The sequence below is a fragment of the Gordonia tangerina genome (assembly GCF_021556435.1).
In the GTDB taxonomy this organism is placed as follows: Bacteria; Actinomycetota; Actinomycetes; order Mycobacteriales; family Mycobacteriaceae; genus Gordonia; species Gordonia tangerina.
The window spans coordinates 117,728-136,613 of sequence record NZ_JAKGCU010000012.1; the positions used below are offsets into that span (position 1 = coordinate 117,728).

At 67.2% G+C, this 18,886-nt stretch carries 17 protein-coding genes and 2 rRNA genes; all 19 read right to left on the reverse strand.

What is annotated here, in order from left to right:
• Positions 1 to 36: 36 nt before the first annotated feature.
• Positions 37 to 300 carry a GlsB/YeaQ/YmgE family stress response membrane protein gene (locus L1892_RS14270; protein WP_235724266.1) on the reverse strand — a complete coding sequence of 88 codons (264 nt, stop codon included), beginning with the start codon at positions 298 to 300 and terminating at the stop codon, positions 37 to 39.
• 42 nt (positions 301 to 342) lie between these two features.
• Positions 343 to 1,785 (reverse strand): ribosome biogenesis GTPase Der, encoded by a 1,443-nt coding sequence (gene der, locus L1892_RS14275; RefSeq protein ID WP_235724267.1) that lies wholly within the window; start codon positions 1,783 to 1,785, stop codon positions 343 to 345.
• Entirely contained in the window at positions 1,782 to 2,510 is a 729-nt protein-coding gene (cmk, locus tag L1892_RS14280) for a (d)CMP kinase (protein WP_235724268.1), read from the reverse strand. Before cmk ends, der begins: the two co-directional genes overlap by 4 nt.
• The gene (locus tag L1892_RS14285; protein WP_235724269.1) at positions 2,507 to 3,523 is read right to left on the reverse strand and encodes a pseudouridine synthase; all 1,017 of its coding nucleotides are present in this window, start codon (positions 3,521 to 3,523) and stop codon (positions 2,507 to 2,509) included. Before L1892_RS14285 ends, cmk begins: the two co-directional genes overlap by 4 nt.
• A gap of 4 nt (positions 3,524 to 3,527) precedes the next feature.
• Entirely contained in the window at positions 3,528 to 4,274 is a 747-nt protein-coding gene (gene scpB / locus L1892_RS14290; protein ID WP_235724270.1) for an SMC-Scp complex subunit ScpB, read from the reverse strand.
• Positions 4,271 to 5,212, reverse strand: coding sequence for a segregation and condensation protein A (locus L1892_RS14295; RefSeq protein ID WP_235724271.1), 942 nt, complete (start codon positions 5,210 to 5,212; stop codon positions 4,271 to 4,273). The genes scpB and L1892_RS14295 overlap by 4 nt, the downstream gene beginning before the upstream one ends.
• Positions 5,209 to 6,150, reverse strand: a complete 942-nt coding sequence (locus L1892_RS14300) for a ParA family protein (RefSeq protein WP_235724272.1) — start codon at positions 6,148 to 6,150, stop codon at positions 5,209 to 5,211. Before L1892_RS14300 ends, L1892_RS14295 begins: the two co-directional genes overlap by 4 nt.
• 119 nt (positions 6,151 to 6,269) lie before the next feature.
• On the reverse strand, positions 6,270 to 7,196 hold the full coding sequence (gene xerD, locus L1892_RS14305) for a site-specific tyrosine recombinase XerD (RefSeq protein ID WP_235724288.1): 927 nt from the start codon (positions 7,194 to 7,196) through the stop codon (positions 6,270 to 6,272).
• An 11-nt stretch (positions 7,197 to 7,207) separates the two neighbouring features.
• Complete coding sequence (locus L1892_RS14310) at positions 7,208 to 7,870, reverse strand: NUDIX domain-containing protein (RefSeq protein WP_235724273.1); 663 nt, start codon at positions 7,868 to 7,870, stop codon at positions 7,208 to 7,210.
• Positions 7,867 to 9,636, reverse strand: coding sequence for a CTP synthase (pyrG, locus tag L1892_RS14315; protein WP_235724274.1), 1,770 nt, complete (start codon positions 9,634 to 9,636; stop codon positions 7,867 to 7,869). The genes L1892_RS14310 and pyrG overlap by 4 nt, the downstream gene beginning before the upstream one ends.
• Positions 9,637 to 9,770: 134 nt before the next feature.
• The gene (locus tag L1892_RS14320; protein ID WP_235724275.1) at positions 9,771 to 10,706 is read right to left on the reverse strand and encodes a copper transporter; all 936 of its coding nucleotides are present in this window, start codon (positions 10,704 to 10,706) and stop codon (positions 9,771 to 9,773) included.
• A 3-nt stretch (positions 10,707 to 10,709) separates the two neighbouring features.
• Positions 10,710 to 11,897 (reverse strand): putative cytokinetic ring protein SteA, encoded by a 1,188-nt coding sequence (gene steA, locus L1892_RS14325; RefSeq protein WP_235724276.1) that lies wholly within the window; start codon positions 11,895 to 11,897, stop codon positions 10,710 to 10,712.
• Positions 11,898 to 12,008: 111 nt separating this feature from the next.
• Entirely contained in the window at positions 12,009 to 13,790 is a 1,782-nt protein-coding gene (gene recN, locus L1892_RS14330; protein ID WP_235724277.1) for a DNA repair protein RecN, read from the reverse strand.
• 1 nt (position 13,791) lies between these two features.
• Positions 13,792 to 14,796, reverse strand: coding sequence for an NAD kinase (locus tag L1892_RS14335; RefSeq protein ID WP_235724278.1), 1,005 nt, complete (start codon positions 14,794 to 14,796; stop codon positions 13,792 to 13,794).
• 17 nt (positions 14,797 to 14,813) lie between these two features.
• Complete coding sequence (locus L1892_RS14340) at positions 14,814 to 15,773, reverse strand: TlyA family RNA methyltransferase (protein WP_235724279.1); 960 nt, start codon at positions 15,771 to 15,773, stop codon at positions 14,814 to 14,816.
• A gap of 11 nt (positions 15,774 to 15,784) precedes the next feature.
• The gene (locus L1892_RS14345; protein ID WP_235724280.1) at positions 15,785 to 16,078 is read right to left on the reverse strand and encodes a hypothetical protein; all 294 of its coding nucleotides are present in this window, start codon (positions 16,076 to 16,078) and stop codon (positions 15,785 to 15,787) included.
• Positions 16,079 to 16,091: 13 nt separating this feature from the next.
• Entirely contained in the window at positions 16,092 to 18,266 is a 2,175-nt protein-coding gene (locus tag L1892_RS14350) for an HAD-IIA family hydrolase (protein WP_235724281.1), read from the reverse strand.
• A gap of 160 nt (positions 18,267 to 18,426) precedes the next feature.
• Positions 18,427 to 18,543: ribosomal RNA gene (gene rrf, locus L1892_RS14355) — 5S ribosomal RNA — on the reverse strand.
• Positions 18,544 to 18,658: 115 nt separating this feature from the next.
• A 23S ribosomal RNA gene (locus L1892_RS14360) occupies positions 18,659 to 18,886 on the reverse strand; the annotation flags it as partial.

Here is an 18,886-nt window from a genome sequence, read left to right on the forward strand (position 1 = left end):
AGAGGGCTGCGGAACGATGCTGACCGGACGGACAGATCAGTTTGCCGCGGAGCGGCCTTTGGCGTACATCCAGCCGGCCGTGATCAGGATGGCGCCGACGATGGAGCCGATGATTCCGCTGGCCCGGAAGTTCAGACCGTCACCGGACAGCAGGCTGATGAGCAGGCCACCGACAAAGGAGCCAACGAGTCCGGCAACGATGGCCAGACCCCAGTCGATCCCCTTGGCGCCCTTCCCGAGGATGAGTTGCGCACCCGCGCCGATCAGCATTCCGAACAGGATGATTCCGATGATGAGCACGAGTGGCAGTATCGCATGCCCACCGGCCGTAGCCGTGCACGGTCAGCGTTTGCGGCGTTGCTCGCGCTTGTCGCGCACCCGGACGTTGATCCGCACCGGCGAACCGTCGAAGTTGAACTCCTCGCGCAGTCGACGTTCCAGGAATCGACGGTAGCCGGCCTCCAGAAATCCGGTCGTGAACAACACGAACGTCGGCGGCCGGGTCGCGGCCTGGGTGGCGAACATGACCCGCGGCTGCCGCCCCCCACGCAGCGGTGGCGGTGTTGCGGCAATCACCTCTTTGAGCCAGTTGTTCAACCGGCCGGTGGGAATTCGCTTGTCCCATGACTCCAACGCCCCGTCGAGTGCCGGCACCAGCTTCTGCACGGCACGTCCCGTGCTGGCCGAGATGTTGACCCGCCGCGCCCACGGCACCCGCGCCAAGTCGCGGTCGATCTCCTTGTCCAACTGGTAACGCCGGTCCTCGTCGACGAGATCCCACTTGTTGAATGCGATCACCAGCGCCCGGCCGCTCTCTATGATCATCGACAGCACCCGCAGGTCCTGCTCGGTGATCGGCTCCGACGCGTCGATGAGCAGGATTGCGACCTCGGCCGCGTCGAGGGCGGCGCGTGTTCGCAGCGACGCATAGTACTCGTGCCCGCTGGCGGTGCGCACCTTGCGACGCAAGCCTGCCGTGTCGACGAACTGCCATGTCTCACCGCCGAGTTCGATCAACTCGTCCACCGGATCCACGGTCGTGCCGGCGACGTTGTCGACCACCGAGCGTTCGGCGCCGGCGAGCTTGTTCAGCAACGAGCTCTTGCCGACGTTGGGTTTTCCGACCAGCGCGACACGGCGTGGGCCGCCCAGTGCGGGCGCCTCGCGCGGTGTCTCGGGCAACATGTTGAGGATCACGTCGAGCAGATCCCCTGCGCCGCGGCCGTGTGCCGCCGACACCGGAAACGGCTCGCCCAGTCCCAGCGACCACAGCGTGGCGACATCGGCTTCGGCACGTTCACTGTCGATCTTGTTGGCCACCAGCACCACCGGCGTCTTCGACCGGCGCAGCACCCGCGCGACGGCTTCATCGGTACTCGTGGCGCCGACCGTTCCGTCGACCACCAACACAATGGCGTCGGCAGTCTGCATGGCGTATTCGGCCTGGGTGGCCACCGCCTGCTGCAGCCCCTTGGCATCGGGTTCCCAGCCGCCGGTGTCGACCACGGTGAATCGTCGACCCGACCAGCTCGCGGCATAGGACACGCGGTCCCGGGTCACGCCGGGGATATCCTCGACCACTGCCTCGCGACGCCCCAGAATACGGTTGACCAACGTCGATTTGCCCACGTTGGGGCGTCCGACGATGGCCACCACCGGCACCGGTGTGGCGTCGATCAGCTGCCCGTCGGCACCGAGATCGCCGAGCTCCCAATCGGACTCGTCATTCCAGGTTCCGTCACCGGGAAGGGTGAGTTCCTCCCCCACGCCACTGTGTTCGGTCACGACTGCACTCCGATCCGGTCGCGGACCAGGCCGCCGAGAGTGTCGATCACCTGGTCGAGGGTCAGGTCGCTGGTGTCCACGATCACCGCGTCGTCTGCGGGCCGCAGCGGTGATACGGCACGCGTCGAGTCGAGGTGATCACGCCTATTGACGCTGACGAGCACCTCGTCGTAATCGCTCGGTCGACCGGCCGCGACATTCTGCTTGTGCCGACGGACCGCTCGCGCCTCGGGCGTCGCGGTGAGGAACACCTTCAGATCGGCGTCCGGGAAGACCACCGTGCCGATGTCGCGGCCCTCCACCACGACGAAAGCGCCCTGGGCTTCTCGGCGTTGGACCGCGACGAGTTTGGTGCGCACCGCCGCAACCGCAGATACCGCAGACACGGCGTCGGTCACCCGATCGGTACGGATGGCCGCAGAGACGTCGACACCGTCGAGATAACTCACGCAGCCGTGGTCGGCGATGTCGAGACGGATGTCGGCGCCACGCACCACGTCCTCGATCGAGGGCAAGTCCTGCAGCGACACACCGGCATTCAATACCGCAAGGGTGGCGGCCCGGTACATCGCACCGGTATCGAGGACTCGCGCACCCACCCGATCGGCGAGTGCCTTGGACACCGTCGACTTGCCGGTGCCGGCCGGCCCGTCGAGAGCAATCACACGTGTGCCCGCTGCGTCGCCGTCACCCGGAGCGCCGCCGCGCACCGTTGCCTCGCTCACAGTCCGACCGCCTTGTACAACGCGCCGACCTCGTTCTTCCCGAGCACACGCAGACTGCCCGGGCGCTGCTCCCCCAACGCGACAGCGCCAACGTGAGTACGTACCAGCGCGGTCACCGGGAAACCGACCTCTTCCATCATCCTACGCACGATGCGGTTGCGTCCCTCATGCAATGTGATGCGCACCAACGACTGCCCCTCGTGGACCTCGACCGGCGTGAACGAGTCGACCGACACCGGCCCGTCTTCGAGTTCGACGCCGCCCTTGAGTACGCGGCCCAGCGAACGCGGCACCTCGCCGCGCAGCGTGGCCAGATACGTCTTCGGGATCTCATAAGAGGGATGCATCAGTCGGTGCGCGAGCTCGCCGTCGTTGGTGAGCAGCAGCAACCCCTCGGTGTCCGCGTCGAGCCGGCCCACGTGGAACAGCCGTTGCCCGGCCATCACCCGCTCGGCGACGATGTCGCCGACGCAGGGTCGACCCTGATCGTCGGACATCGTCGACTGCCAGCCCTTGGGCTTGTTGAGGGCCAGGTACTGCTTGTCTTCGTCGATGATGACGCGGGCCCCGTCCACCCGGATCACCGCGGTGTCCGGGTCGATGCGCAGGCCTTGTTCGGTGACGATCTCGCCGTCGACCTCCACGCGCCCGGCGGCGATGAGTTCCTCGGCCCCGCGCCGCGAGGCCACCCCGGCCGCAGCGAGAACCTTCTGCAACCGCACACCGTCGCTGACGTAGGTGGCGCCGGATTCGGCGGCCTGGACGTCGACGTTTTGATGTCGTGCAGGTTTGGCGTTGTTGAGCCGCACCTTGCCCGACGTCACGTCGGGTTTCGACGAACCCTTGCGGTGGGTCTTCTTCGTGGAGCCACCCGCGACCTGCGGGTTTCGTTTGGCCGCACCTTTGGCCCCTGCGCCCTTGGCGCCGGCCTTGCGGGTCGTCTTGCCCGTGTTTTGACCGCGCGCCGACTTCTTGCGCGGGCCCGGTGTGCCGTCTCGGCTAGCGGATGCCATGTCATCAATCCTGATCGTCGGTGCCTGAATCGGGCGCCGACCGGTCGTCGACGTCCGATCCGGACGAGATGTTCTCTGTCGAGTCTGACCGGTGAGCACCGAGTTTGGCGAATCGTGGATCCGACGAGATCTCGTCATCGAGGTCGTCGATGACGTCGACGTCGGGAAGTAGCGGAGCCAGGTCCGGGAGCTCGGACAGCGATGCCAGGCCGAGGCGTTCGAGGAACAATTCGGTCGTCGCATATGTGATCGCACTGGTCTGCGGGTCGGCCCCCACCTCGCTGATGAGGCCGCGGGCAACCAAGGTACGGATCACACCGTCGACGTTGACGCCGCGGATCGCGCTCACCCGCGCTCGGGTCACCGGCTGCCGGTAGGCGACCACTGCCAGCGTCTCCAGGGCGGCGCGGGTGAGCTTCGACCGGGCCCCGTCGAGCAACAACCGCTCGACATACGGCGCGTACTCGGCTCGCGTGTAGTAGCGCCAACCGTCACCGGCGTAACGCAGATCCATGCCGCTGTTGGCAGTGGTGAGCTCCTCTGACATCCGGGTCACCATCGTTCGGACGCGGGCTGGATCCTCATCCACCGCCGAGGCGAGTTCCGCCACGGTCGCCGGGGTGTCGACCACTAGCAGAACCGCCTCGAGGGCGGATCGCAGACGAGCATCGGTGAGCGCGGGTTCGGCGTTCTCGGCGAACAGTGCCTGCTCGGTCGCCGGGTCCGCGGCGGCGTCTGTCTGGTCGGTCATCCGTAGTCCTCTGCGGTGTCCATACTCAATTCCTCCACGGTGCGGTCCCCTGTCCAACTGACCCGCAGGTCGCCGAGGGCCTCGGGTTGCTCGAACGCGACGGCCCGCTCGCGGTACAACTCGAGTAGGCCCAGGAAACTTCCGACCACCTCCAGCCCGTCGGCACATTCGACGGTCAGGTCGTGAAAGGTCAGCCATGCACCGGGGTGGGCGGTGAGCAGATCGGCGATCCGGCGGGCTTGTGCGGGAACCGACACCCGATGGCTGTCATGCAGATGATCCAATCCGACCGTCGGTGTGGGGCGGGGTGTGAACGCGGACGCGGCCACACCGGCGAATCCGCGGACGTCCACCCCGAGCGTGACCTCGGGCAACAGCTCCTCGAACTGCTTCTCGAGCGACACCGAACGCGGATAGCGTTGCAGCGCTGCTGCTTCCAGCTCGCCGAACAGAGCGGCCACCTGCTTGTAGGCGCGGTACTGGAGGAGGCGGGCGAACAGCAGGTCGCGCGCTTCGAGCAACGCCAGATCCTCGGGGTCGTCGACCTCTCCGGACGGCAGCAGCCGAGCGGCCTTGAGGTCGAGCAGGGTCGCGGCGACCACCAGGAATTCGGTGGTCTGCTCGAGTCCCACCTCGGCGCCCAGGTCACGCGTGTAGGCGATGAAGTCGTCGGTCACCTCGTGCAGGGCCACCTCGGTGACGTCGAGGCGATGCTGGCTGATCAGGTTGAGCAGCAGGTCGAACGGACCCTCGAAGTTGGGTAGGCGCACCTGGAAGCCGGTCGGCTTCTCCTCGGACCCCTCAGGCCCCCCCGTATCCGGTTGACTGGGCGCCGTTTCCGGTCGACTGGGCAGCCGATCGGCGGCGGCCGGATCGCTGACGTCGGCTGCGATGGTCTCGACCGCGGCCGGGTCGGCACCGGGCGAGCCGTCGGTCATGCCGATTCGTCGTCGCGGGCGATGACCTCGCGCGCCAGCGCACGATACGCGTTCGCGCCCGCCGACTTGGGCGCCCAGGAGGTGATCGGTTCACCAGCCACGCTGGTCTCCGGGAACCGCACAGTGCGACTGATCACCGTGTCGTAGACGGCATCGCCGAATACCTCGACGACTCGCGACATCACCTCACGCGAATGCAGCGTGCGGGCGTCGAACATGGTGACGAGAATGCCGCCCAAGGTCAGTCGGGGGTTGAGCCGGTCGCGCACCTTGTCCACAGTGTCGGTCAGCAAGGCGAGCCCGCGCAGGCTGAAGTACTCACATTCCATCGGGATGATGACGGTGTCCGCGCAGGCCAGCGCGTTGACCGTGAGCAGCCCCAGCGACGGCTGACAGTCGATGAGGACGAAATCGTAACGGTCGAGCACCGGATGCAGCGCACGTCCCAATGACTGCTCGCGGCCCACCTCGGTGACCAGCTGGATCTCGGCGGCCGACAGGTCGATGTTGCTCGGCAACAGATCCAGGCCCTCGACACGCGTACGCATCAGGACGTCGTCGGTTGCCGCCTGCGGCGGGACGAGAAGGTTGTAGACGGTCTGCTCGAGTTCGTGATGTGGCACGCCGAGCCCGGCCGACAACGCGCCCTGCGGGTCGAGATCCACCAGCAGCACCCGGCGCCCGCATTCTGCCAGGGCGGCGCCGAGGTTGATCGTCGACGTCGTCTTGCCGACGCCGCCCTTCTGGTTGCACACCGCGACGACCGTGGCCGGACCGTGCCGGTCGAGTGGTCTCGGATCCGGGATCTCCCGGTACGGGCGGCCGGTGGGCCCGATCTCGTTGTGGTGCTCGGCGTCCTCGTCCGAGTCGTGCGACGGCGAGACCGGTATGCGGTACTGCTCGTGGGCGGCTGACCGCGGTGCCCCCGGGGTGCTCACGTGTCCGCAGCTCCCTTCATTTTTCTCGACCGCAACGCGTTCCTGCCAGCCTAGTGGGTCGGATGCCTGATCCTGCGGAGCATCGCCGATGGAAAACAGGGCGTCCTGCCGATCGGCGCTCACCGGGCCCGCGGATGGGCCGTGGCGTACACCTCACGCATGGTGTTCACCGTCACCAATGTGTACACCTGGGTGGTCGTCACCGAGGCGTGACCGAGGAGCTCCTGGACCACACGTACGTCGGCACCACCGTCGAGCAGATGGGTGGCGAAGCTGTGGCGCAGAGTGTGCGGCGACACCGCGGTGTCGAGTCCGGCCCGTTGCGCCGCGTCGACGAGCACCTGCCACGCACTCTGCCGCGACAGCCGCCCTCCGCGCACGTTCAGGAACAGTGCCGGTTCCGATCGGCGGACCAACGTGGGACGGCCACGTACGAGGTACGCCTCGAGGGCCTCGACCGCGGGACCACCGACGGGCACCACCCGTTCCTTGCCCCCCTTGCCGCGCAGCCGCACCGCCCGGGCGTCGGTGTCGATGTCGTCGACGTCCAGCGAGGTCGCCTCCGAGATGCGCGCGCCGCAGCTGTAGAGCAACTCGAGCAACGCTCGATCCCGAAGTCCGCGCGGCTGATCGTCGGCACCGGCGGACTCCAGGATCGCCAGCACGTCGTCGACGGGCAGTGATTTGGGTAGCCGACGCGCGGGGCGCGGCGGCCGCACCGCGTGTGCGACGTCGGTGGTCACGATGCCCTCGGCAGTCGCGAACTTGTGGAACCCTCGCACCGCCACCAGCGTTCGCGCGATGGAGCTGTCGGCGAGCGGGCTGAGCCCGGCGTCGGGGTCACCGCGCCGCAGTTCGACGAGGAATTCGCGGACATCATCAGTGGCCACTTCGTCGAGTCCGTCGATCCCGCGCGCGTTCAGGAACTGCTCGTAGCGCGCGAGATCACGTCGGTAGGAGTTGACCGTGTTGGGCGCCGCCCCGCGCTCCACCGTCAGATGGTCCAGATAACGGGTCACGTGCTCGGCGGCGGTGTCGGTGGGCACGGTGGCAGCACTCACCGCGTGGGCCGGCGCTCGCGCAGCGCCGTCGGTTCGTCCGGCCACGGCGCGGTGACCGCACGCAGCGTGGCGCCGCGCGCCTCGGCGGCGGCGACCGCGAGGATCCCGGCGACACTCGTCGCGTTGACGATCTCTCCGGCGAGCACACGGTCGACCGCGTCGTCGAGCGCTACCCATTCCACCGCCATGTCGGCCTCCTCGTCGTGGCGCTCTGCGGTATCGACGACCCGCACACCCTCGGCGAGGTAGAGCCGCAACGCCTCATCGGTGAATCCCGGGGATAGCGCCAGATCGACGAGCACCTGCCAACGGTCGGCGGCCAGATCCACCTCCTCGGCTAGTTCGCGCTGCGCGGCCTCCAGGGGCGTCTCGTCGGGGCCTGCGTCGAGCAGACCGGCCGGAAGTTCCAACAGTCGCCGACCGATCGGATGCCGGTACTGGCGCACCATCGCGATGCGTCCCTGTTCGTCACGCGCCACCACGGCGACCGCGCCGTAGTGTTCCACCACCTCACGTTCGGCGACACGGCCTCCCGGCATCTGCACGTCGTCGACGCGCAGGGTCACGATCGCACCGTCGTAGACGGTGCGGGTGCCCCGCACGGTGAACTCGTGGCCGCCCGGCGCGTCTGGGCCGTCGGCCGCAGCCCTGCCGCTCAAGCGCTGGGTTCCCGGTCACCGACTTCGTCCGCGCCGGCGAGCTCGGTACCCGATATCTCGTCGATCGCAGCAGCATCGTCGGCCGACTGGTCGTCGTAGTCGCCGAGATCGACAGGCAGACGTTCCTCGGCCTTGTATTTCAGGGCAGCCTCGATGAACGAGCGGAACAGCGGATGCGGCCGGGTGGGCCGGCTCTTGAGCTCCGGGTGCGCCTGAGTGGCCACGAGGAACGGATGCACCGACTTCGGGTACTCGACGAACTCCACCAGGTGTCCGTCCGGTGAGGTGCCGGAGAAAACCAGACCCGCCGCCGCGATCTTGTCCCGATAGGAGTTGTTCACCTCGTAGCGATGACGGTGACGTTCGGATACCTCGGTGGCACCGTACGACCGCGCCACGACGCTGCCCCGCTCCAGGTGCGCCGGATAGGCACCGAGCCGCATCGTGCCGCCAAGATCTGCCTCGCCGGCGACCGCCTCGGTCTGATCGGCCATCGTCGAGATCACCGGATAGGGCGTGTCGGGGTCGAACTCGGCGGAGCTGGCACCATCGAGTCCCGCGCTGCGTGCGGCCTCGATCACCACGCACTGCAGGCCGAGGCACAATCCCAGCAGCGGGATCTTGCGCTTGCGGGCATATGCGATCGCACCGACCTTGCCCTCGATGCCCCGGATACCGAAACCGCCTGGGATCAGCACTGCGTGCACGTCACCGAGCGCGGCCTGCGCGCCTTCCAGGGTCGCGCACTCATCGGAAGGCACCCATTTGATCTCGGTACGTGCCTTCCATGCGAAACCGCCGGCGCGGATGGCCTCGGTGACCGACAGGTAGGCGTCGGGCAGGTCGACATACTTGCCGACCAGGGCGACCGTCACCGTCTCTCGCGGGTCGTGCACCCGCCGCAGCAGCTCACCCCATTCGGTCCAGTCGACGTCGCGGAACGGCAAACCCAGTTTGCGGACCACATAGGCGTCGAGCTGCTCCCGGTGCAGCACCTTGGGGATGTCGTAGATCGACGGGGCGTCGGGGGTGGAGATCACACCTTCGATCTCGACATCGCACATCAATGCGATCTTCTTCTTGAGCCCCTCAGGGACCTCCCGATCGCATCGCAGGATCAGCGCGTCGGGTTGGATACCGACATTGCGCAACGCGGCCACCGAATGCTGCGTGGGTTTGGTCTTGAGTTCGCCGGACGGCGCCAGATACGGGACCAACGAGACGTGCAGGAAGAACACGTTGTCACGACCGACGTCGTGACGGATCTGTCGGGCCGCCTCGATGAACGGCTGCGACTCGATGTCACCGACGGTGCCGCCGATCTCGGTGATGACGACGTCGGGGGCCTCGCCGTCTTCCCCGGGCTCGCGCATCGCGAGCACCCGGGCCTTGAGCTCGTCGGTGATGTGCGGGATCACCTGAACGGTCTCGCCGAGATACTCCCCGCGACGTTCCTTGGCGATGACGGTCGAATAGACCTGCCCGGTCGTCACATTGGCCGACTGTGACAGGTTGCGGTCCAGGAATCGTTCGTAGTGGCCGACGTCGAGGTCGGTCTCGGCTCCGTCCTCGGTGACGAAGACCTCGCCGTGCTGAAACGGATTCATGGTGCCCGGATCCACGTTGAGATACGGGTCGAGCTTCTGCATCGTGACGCGCAGGCCACGTGCGGTGAGCAGTTGTCCGAGACTCGATGCGGTCAGTCCTTTACCCAAGGACGACGCGACACCGCCGGTCACGAAGATGTGTTTGGTGCCATCGTGCATGTGGCGCAGTGGTCGCAAAATGCGTCTCCCGTCGGCCGATCCAGGCCAGAAAACCCTGATTACCTACGGGACTCCAGGGTAACACCTCGCGGACGGTTCGACTGCCACGACACCGGCTCGGCACCGATCTGCCCTCACGCGGCCGGGCCCGGGGCCGCCCCGACGGTGATCGCCCGGGCGCCTGCCCCGGTGCCATAGGCGCCGCTCTGCCCGTCGGACTCCTGGGCCAGCGCCAACACCGCCGTGATCAGCCCGGTCTGCTGGTCGACGTTGTCCACGGTCGACACCGCGTTGCCCAACGCCGGATCCGAGCGCACGACCGCGATCGGCGACCCGCCTTCGGCCGAGCCTGCACGCCCCACCAGGACACCGCCTTGTCCACGGGCGGCCATGGCCGCCGCGGTCCGGGCCACCAGCTGGCCCTGTGCACCCGCGTCGTCGCCGAGCGCATCGCCGGTCACCACCACGACAAGGTCGGCTCCCGACATCGTCCGGTCGGCTGCGGCGATGAAGCCACCCTCCCGTAGCGCCTGCAATCCGAGCCGGATGTCGGCGGCGTCGGACGCCGTTCGTCCCTCGGGATGTAACAGCAGTGCACCGAGTAGGTCCCCGACGCGGCCGCCTGAGTCCGTCAGCTCGGCTCGCAGGGTCGTGCCGGCGGGTATGGTCTGATCGACGATGGTGCGCAGTTGTTCCGCGTTCTGATCGGTGACGAGTTCGTCGGTCAATGCGATCTGCCCGGCCAAACGTGCACCCGCCGTCGACAGTGCTTCCTTGACCGCATCGACATCGGTATCCGCGGCGTTCGGTGCGGTCACCACGAGGACCGACTGATCGGCGAGCGCACCGCTGATCAGACGGGGCGCGACCGCCGCGTCGAAGCTGTTGGCGGCGTTGAGCTGTTCGTTCAGGTGATCGCGTTCGGCCTCGAGATCGCCGATGCGGTCCCGGGATGCGCCGGTCAACGAGTTCACCCGGTCTCCGACGAATCCCGATCCCAGGAACAGTCCCAACGCCAGCGCCAGAAAGACCGCGGCGAGGGAGATCGCGTGCTGGCGTAGTGAGATCATCGACTACCTGTTCCACACTCCCTGGGCCCAGTCCACGGCCTGGTGGTATTGCGCTACCGACCAGTCGATGATCTCAGGACCCATGTTGGACAACATGATCGCCGCGATCACGGCGATCAGCGCGGCGAGGATCACGCATGCGATGGCCGCACCGGACACCCGGCTGCGATACAGCGTGGCGACCGCCTTCGCGTCAACCAGTTTCGGACCCACCTTGAGGCGGGTGAGGAAGGTCGACGGATTGCTCTCCCGTCGTGAACGGTCGAAGAAGTCGTCGAGCGTACCCCCGTAGCCGACAGTCACGATCAGATCTGCGCCGTGGTAGTCCGTGAGCAGCAATGCGAGGTCGGCTGCACCCCCGGCGGCTGGGAACGTCGTCGCGCCCACACCGAGGTCCTGGATGCGGGCAAGGCCCGGGGCGTGGCCGTCGGTGTCGGCCGGCAGGACAAGCTGGGCACCCGATTTCAGGGTTGCGGTCTTCATCTCCTCGGGGTCGCCGACGATCAGCGAGGGCTTGTAGCCGGCTTTCATCAGGGTGTCGGCGCCGGCGCCCACCCCGACGAGCACCGGCGAGTACTCCTTGATGAACGGCTTGAGCGACTTGAGGTCGGTGGCGCGGTCGGGGCCGTCGGCCACCACGACCACGTGCCGTCCCGCCAGGTTCACATCCACATCCGGGACGCCGACACCGTCGATCAGCAACGGCGATTCACTTCGAATGAACTCGATTGTGTTGCCGGAGAACGCTTCCAGATGATCGACCAGCCCGGTCTTGGCCTCGATCATCATATCGGCGATGTCGTGCTCGGCCAGTTCGGTTCCCATCGCAAGCCTGCGCTCACCGACATAGAGGCGGTTGTTGTCGACGCGCAGCTTCGCGCCGTCCTTCACCCGCTTGAACACCTCATCGCCGACGTTGTCGAGCAATACGATCCCCGAGGCCACGAGAACCTCCGGACCGAGGTTGGGATACCGACCCGAGATCGACGGGGCGGCATTGACCACCGCCACCACATTCGCCTGCACGAGCGCGTCTGCGGTCACCCGGTCGAGATCGATCTCGTCGAGAATGGCGATGTCGCCCGGACCAACACGGTCGAGCAGGCGCCGAGTGTTCTTGTCGATCCTGGCGATTCCGGTGACGCCAGGCAGTTCGGTGGTGGTGCGGGCGAGCAGTGCAGGCATCTTCATGACGCTCATGATCGACACGCGAGACGCTGAAATCGTGGAGGCGCGCCGCAACAATTGCAACTTTTGTCACACGAGCAACATCTGCAACGACTCGTCGGGAGCCGTGGATCGCTACTCCGCGGCGACCGACGTGCGTTCGGTCTCCGCGGTGGCCAGGAGTTCCTCTGCGTGTGCGCGGCCGGTGTCGGAGTCGCCGAGCCCGGCCAACATGCGCGCGAGTTCGGCAACACGCTCGTCGCGATCCAGGGTGCGCACTGTGCTGCTGTGCGGACGGTTCTTGCCCTTGGCCGCGTTCTTTCCGATGACCAGGTGATTGTCGGCGAAAGCCGCCACCTGCGGAAGGTGGGTCACGACGATCACCTGGTGCGCTCGGGCGAGGCGCGCCAGCCGACGCCCGATCTCGACTGCCGCACGACCGCCGACGCCCGCGTCGACCTCGTCGAAGACCATCACCGATCCACTGGTCGGGGCAGCGAGTACAACCTCCAGGGCGAGCATGAGACGGGAGAGCTCGCCACCGGATGCAGATCGCGCGATGGGTAACGGCGTCGCGCCCTTGTGGGCGAGTAAGGAGAACTCGACGCGGTCGGCACCCGATGCACCGGCATGCGCTCGTACGCCGTCGATCTCGATCGCCAGTCGATCGTTGTCGGCGGCCGGCTCGGGGGCGACCTCCACGGCGAGCGCGGCGTCACCCATCGCGAGTCCGCCGAGTTCCGCGGAGACCTTGGCGGCCATCGACTTGGCAGCGGTTCGCCGACGGCGCCCCAGTTTGGCAGCGGCCTCGGTGACCTTGTCGCGGGCAGCCGCGGCGGCGGACTCGAGCTCGGTGATGGAGTGCTGGGGATCGTCGATCTCGGCCAGCCGAGTGGCGGCACTGTCACGCCACGCGATGACCCCGTCGATGTCCGGCGCATACTTCCGGACCAATGATTTCAGGTCTGCCTGCCGGGTCAGCAGTTTGTCGAGTTCCTCGGCGTCGGCGGGCAGGTCGGACAGGAACGCCGACAGCTCCTCGCCGACATCGGTGATCACGGTCAGCGCCTCGCTCACGCGCGGAAGCAGGCCGCGCAGCGACTCGTCGCCGGCCGCTTCGAGCAGGCTGCGCACCTGACCGAGCGCGTCGACAACGGAGCCGTCGTCGCCGGCGACGATCGCGTGCGAGTGCGCACCCGTGGTCCGGATGCTCTCCAGATCGGTGAGCCGGTGGATCGTGGCGGCGAGTTCCGCGTCTTCACCGGGTTGCGGGTCCACCGCGGCGATCTCATCGACACCGAACCGGAGCCGATCGGCCTCCTGGGCGAGTTCACGTTCGTCGGTGCGGCGGGCGTCGAGATCATCGAGAATCCCGATCCACGCCTGGCGAGCGGTTCGATAGGCGTCGACGGCACTGCGCACCGGCGACCCTGCAAAGGTGTCGAGCGCCGCGCGCTGGTGTTCGGGCTTCATCAGTCGGAGCTGATCGTTCTGGCCGTGGATGGTGAGCAGCTGATTGGTCATCCGGCCCATCACACCGACGGGCACCGACCGACCGCCCAGGTGTGCCCGCGAACGGCCGTCGGTGCCAACCGATCGGATGGCGATCAGCGTGCCGTCCTCGTCCACATCGGCTCCCGACGCCTCCAGGATCTCGTCGACCACCGGATCCACCGTCGCGCCTCGGTCGGCACCATCCGGCGTCGCGAGGCGAAACCGACCTTCCACGGTGGCCTTCGCATCGCCGGATCGCACCCGCGATGCGTCGGCCCGCGCGCCCGAAAGCAGGTGCAGACTCGTCACGATCATGGTCTTGCCGGCGCCTGTCTCGCCGGTCAGCGCCGTGAAGCCCGGGTGGAATTGTGCCGACGCCCGCTCGATGACGCCGAGGCCTTCGATCGACAGTTCTTCCAGCACGTCAGGCCTGCCTCCCTCGCCAACCCGTCACGGGCAGATCGAATTTGGTCACCAGTCTGTCGGTGAACGGGTCGGAGTCGATGCGCACCCACAACACCGACCGCTCGCTGCGGACCACCTCGACGCGAGCGCCCGCGGAGACGTCGATCCGGCGTCGCCCGTCGCACAGTGCCACACCGGCGCGGCCACGTTTGTCGATCTCGACCGCGATCTGCGATCGCGGGCTCGTCACCAACGGACGGGCGAAGAGCGCGTGAGCGTTGCTCGGCACCACCAGGATGGCCTCGAGATCCGGCCACATCACCGGCCCACCGGCCGAGAACGCATAGGCCGTCGACCCGGTCGGGGTCGCCACCAGCACGCCGTCGGCACCGAACGCGGAGACCGGACGCCCGTCGACCTCCGTGACGAGTTCCAGCACGCCGTTGTTGGTTCGGTTGAGGATGGCGATCTCGTTGAGCGCCCAGGTCCGCGCGACCGGCGCGTCGGGTTGAGTCGGGTCTATCACCGCCACATCGAGGGTCATCCGCGGTTCCACCCGGTAGTCACCCGCGATGAGCTGCTGCATGACGGCATCGACACGATTGGCCTCCGCCTCGGCCAGAAAGCCGATGTGGCCCAGATTGATACCCAGCACCGGAACCTGTGCCGGATAAGCCAGTTCCGCAGCGCGCAGGAAGGTGCCGTCGCCACCGAGGACGATCACCACCTCACAGCCCTCGGCCGATGCCGGTTCCGGTGTGGTCACCCGGACCGCGGCTCCGAGATTGCGCAGGTGTTCGGGATCGACAGGATGACTCGTCGGCCGTTCGCGGCCGGGTTTCGTGGGAGCGGGTTCATCGGCCGCGTGCCGCGTGTCGTAGTCGACGACCCGCAACCGCACATCGGCTGCAGCACAGTGTCGCGCGATGGCATCCATCGTCTGTGTGACGACCTCGCGACCGGTGTGGGCGACCACCAGGAACTCCCGATGCTCCCCCCGGCCGGCGACCTCCTCGTTGGCCACAGTGGTCCCTTCGTCTGTCAGCGCGGCCCGTCCGCGACGGCCCGGGTGATCATCTCGATCAGTGCGGTGTCGATGAGCTCTGGGGCGTCGGGCCCGGACACGATGGCGTCGTCGGCACCATGCGTCACGTCTGTTCGAACTCCGACCCTATCGCCAGCCACCGGGTCGGCGCCGGGCCGGTGGGTGTCGGGTCGGTCGCCCGCTGCGGCAGCTCCGGGTCGCTGCGCATCTTCCCGACGCAACCAGAGGAAGTACTCGACGTTTCCCGACGGCCCGGGCAGGGGGCTGGCGACCACACCGCGGGTTACGAGGCCGAGATCGCGGGCGGTACGCGCCACACCGACAACCGCGTCGACACGCTGTTGGGGATCCCGCACCACGCCACCTGCACCCACCCGGTCCTTGCCGACCTCGAACTGCGGTTTGACCATCGGGACGAGATCGCCACCGGCCCGGACCGAACGAGCGAGTGCCGGCAACACCAGCCCGAGTGAGATGAACGACAGATCGGCCACCACCATGTCGACCGCACCGCCGATGTCCTCGGGGTCGAGATGGCGCACGTTGGTACGGTCGTGCACCGTCACCCGCGGATCGTTCTGCAACCGCCACACCAGTTGTCCGTAGCCGACGTCCACGGCGACGACGTGTTCCGCGCCGCGCCGCAGCAGTACGTCGGTGAACCCACCGGTAGAGGCGCCGGCATCCAGACAGCGCCGGCCACGCACGGTCAACCCGGATGGTTCGAATGCCTCCAGAGCACCCAACAGTTTGTGGGCACCGCGAGACGCCCAGTCCTCACCGACGGTGTCGGCCACCACGATCGGCGTGTCACGGCCCACATTGGTTGCCGGCTTGGCCGCGAGCACACCGTTGACCTTGACCAACCCGTCGGCGATCAGCGTCCTCGCCTGCTCGCGCGACCGGGCCAGACCGCGCCGGACGAGCTCGGCGTCAAGTCGTGCACGTGGCGCCACGGATCAGTGCCTCATCGAGGATCGACATCCTCGAGCGCTGTGGTGAGCACGTCGTGGGCGTGTTCGAGTAAGTCGGCCTGTTGCCCGAGCGCGGCCAGATCGAAGCGATCGCCGGTTGCTCGTCGGATCTCATCGACCTGCTCGAGGATCGCGCCGACGGCACCGGTCACCGACGCAGGATCCCGCGTTTCGCTGGTCTCATCGGCTGCAATCGTGGAGCCGACAGCGCGCGGCATCATGTTCGGGGCCGGGCGGGGCGTAGCGGCCCGGTGTCCGTCGGCGCTCTCCAGGTGGGGTTCGGTCATCGCGGCTCCCAGGCTATCGCACGGCCTTGACTCCGACCGCTTCCAAGACACTCAACACGTCGGAGTCCGGGCTGGTCACGGACAACTCGGAGAGATCGAGCGCCCCTTCGTCGGCAGCCGACCACACCGCCCACGCGAGCGCAGGGAGCACACTGCGGGGCTCACCCCTCCCGGTCGACCTGACCGTGACGACGGTCCCGTTGATCGCAACGTCCCATCCGTCGTGGGCACCGATACGCACGGTGTCCGCCGCTGCGAAAAGGTCCGTCAGATTCCCGACGACATGCGTCGGACGCTGTTCGGGGGGCGCGTTGAGCAGATCGGTCGCCGAGCTCACGCCGGTGAGCACCAGGACGCTGTCCAGGCCGACGGCATGCGCCCCTTCGATATCGGTGTCGAGGCGATCACCGACGACCAACGGCCGAGTCGCTCGGCTGCGGGCGATGGCGTCGGCCATCAGCGGCGCTGCGGGCTTACCGGCCACCAGGGGTTGTTTACCGGTGGCATTGGCCACTGCCGCGACCATCGAGCCATTGCCGACCAGCTTGCCACGTTCCGACGGCAGCGTGGCATCGGTGTTGCAGGCAATCCAGAGGGCGCCGGCGTCGATGGCCAGTGCCGCTTCGGAAAGCTCGGCCCAACCAGTCTGCGGAGAGTGCCCCTGGATCACCGCTGCGGGACGATCGGCCGCACTGCGGGTGACCGCGATACCGACTTCGCGGACCTCTTGGGCAAGGCCGTCGGTACCGATCACCAGTGCACGTGAACCGGGCGCAAGATGTTCGGCCAGCAGTCGGGCCGCCGACTGCGCGCTGGTCACCACCTGGTCCGAGGTGGCCTCGAACCCCAGGTCGGTGAGGTGGTCGACCACCTCGGCAGGGCGGCGACTCGCGTTGTTGGTCACGAAAAACCGTGCGGTGTCGATCTCGCCGAGGGTCTCCCGCGCGCCGGGTAGTGCACGATGCCCCGCGTAGACGGTGCCGTCGAGGTCGAGCAGAAGTGCGTCGTAGCGCGCCACCAGCGAGTCGGCCGCGGGCTGCGATCCGCTCGGCTCCGACACCCCCTCCGTGGCAGGCTGATCCACCGGACCGGCCGCGGCGGCGACCCGCATGTCGGCGGCGACGTCGGGCTCCGCTGCCGCCGACTCGTCCGTCACAACGGTCTCTCCGAGCTCTCCGGCGTGTGACTCGGGAGTGATCAAATCGCCTTGCCGACTGACGACCGCTTCACGCTCGACCTCGCCACCGCCGACCCGGTCGCTGTCGCTCGGTTCCTTCACGGTCTGGACGTCCGGTTGGTCGCCGAGGTCGCCTTCGGCGAGCGCCACCAGCCGCAACTCGGCGTCAGTCACGTCCTCGACGTCTGCCGCAGCTGCGTTCATGAACCAGGTAACTGCGTCGTCGGCGCGATCCGCGGCGAGCAGCGCAGATGCGTAGGCGTAGTACAGGCGGGCGACCGGCGTGCCGGCCCGACCGGGCGAAAGATCCTCGTTTTGCAGGGTGACGACGGCCTTGTCGGCCTCTCCGAGGTCGATGCGCGCGCCGCTCTCCACGATCCGCATCTCGGTGCGATCCTCACCGGTCAATGCCTGCCCGTCGTCGCTCCGAGCGATCTCGATCGCCCGTGACGGTCGACCCAGGCCACGTTCGGCGTCAGCGATCAGCGGCAACAAACCCGGGTTACCGGTGATTCGGCGAGCTGCACGGAGTTCGGAAACCGCTTCCTGCCATTCACCGGCACTGTAGGCGGCGATGCCCAGGGTCTCACGAACCAACCCGACCCGGCCGGCACGACGGCGCGCGGCCCGGGCATGTAGGAGGGCGGCTGCCGGATCGTCGGCGAGCAGACGGGTCACCATCACCAGGTGCCGTGCCACGTTCTCCGCATTCGTCTTGTCCAACGTGAGCAGATCTCGACGAACTTCCGAGTCCAGATCCGACGCGGCGACGTCCTCGGGCAGCGCCGGTTCATCTGGCCGGCCGGCCGAGCCGGTCCCCCGGGTCCCACGATCCGGACGTGCCGAGCCCCGGTTACCGCCGTCCCGTCGTGACGCACCCTGTCGGCCGTACCGATCCTGAGCGGCCTCTCGGCGGGGCGCACCATCGCGACGAGCACCCCCGTCTCGGCGGTCACCCCCGTCACGACGCTGTCCGGCATCACGACGTGGGGTACGGTCACGGTCACTCATAGCCAGCCAATCTATGCCTCGGAGTCTTTCGGGTGGTCGGTTCTCACGGGACCATCCATGTTCGCCGATCCCGCAACGAAAAGAGTACGGATTCGGCGTTCAAACGCCAACGGCCCTGTATTCGAAGTGGTATCGAATACAGGGCCGTAGCTCAAATTGTGCTCGGCGGTGTCCTACTCTCCCACACTGGTTAGGGTGCAGTACCATTGGCGCTGGAGGGCTTAGCTTCCGGGTTCGGAATGGGACCGGGCGTTTCCCCTCCGCTATGGCCGCCGAAACATTGTGAAACCCACACACAACGGGTTTGTTTATTTGTTGTGTGTTGTTTCAGAAGTGTCATAGTGGATGCGAGCAACAAATTTTATTACTCAAACATTTTGTGGTGTTGAGTGTTGTTGTAAGTCCTCGGCCGATTAGTACCAGTCACCTACACACATTGCTGTGCTTCCAGTTCTGGCCTATCAACCCCATGGTCTGTAGGGGGCCTTAACCACTCGAAGGTGGTGAGAAACCTCATCTTGGAACAGGCTTCCCGCTTAGATGCTTTCAGCGGTTATCCCTTCCGAACGTAGCTAACCAGCAGTGCCCCTGGCGGGACAACTGGCACACCAGAGGTTCGT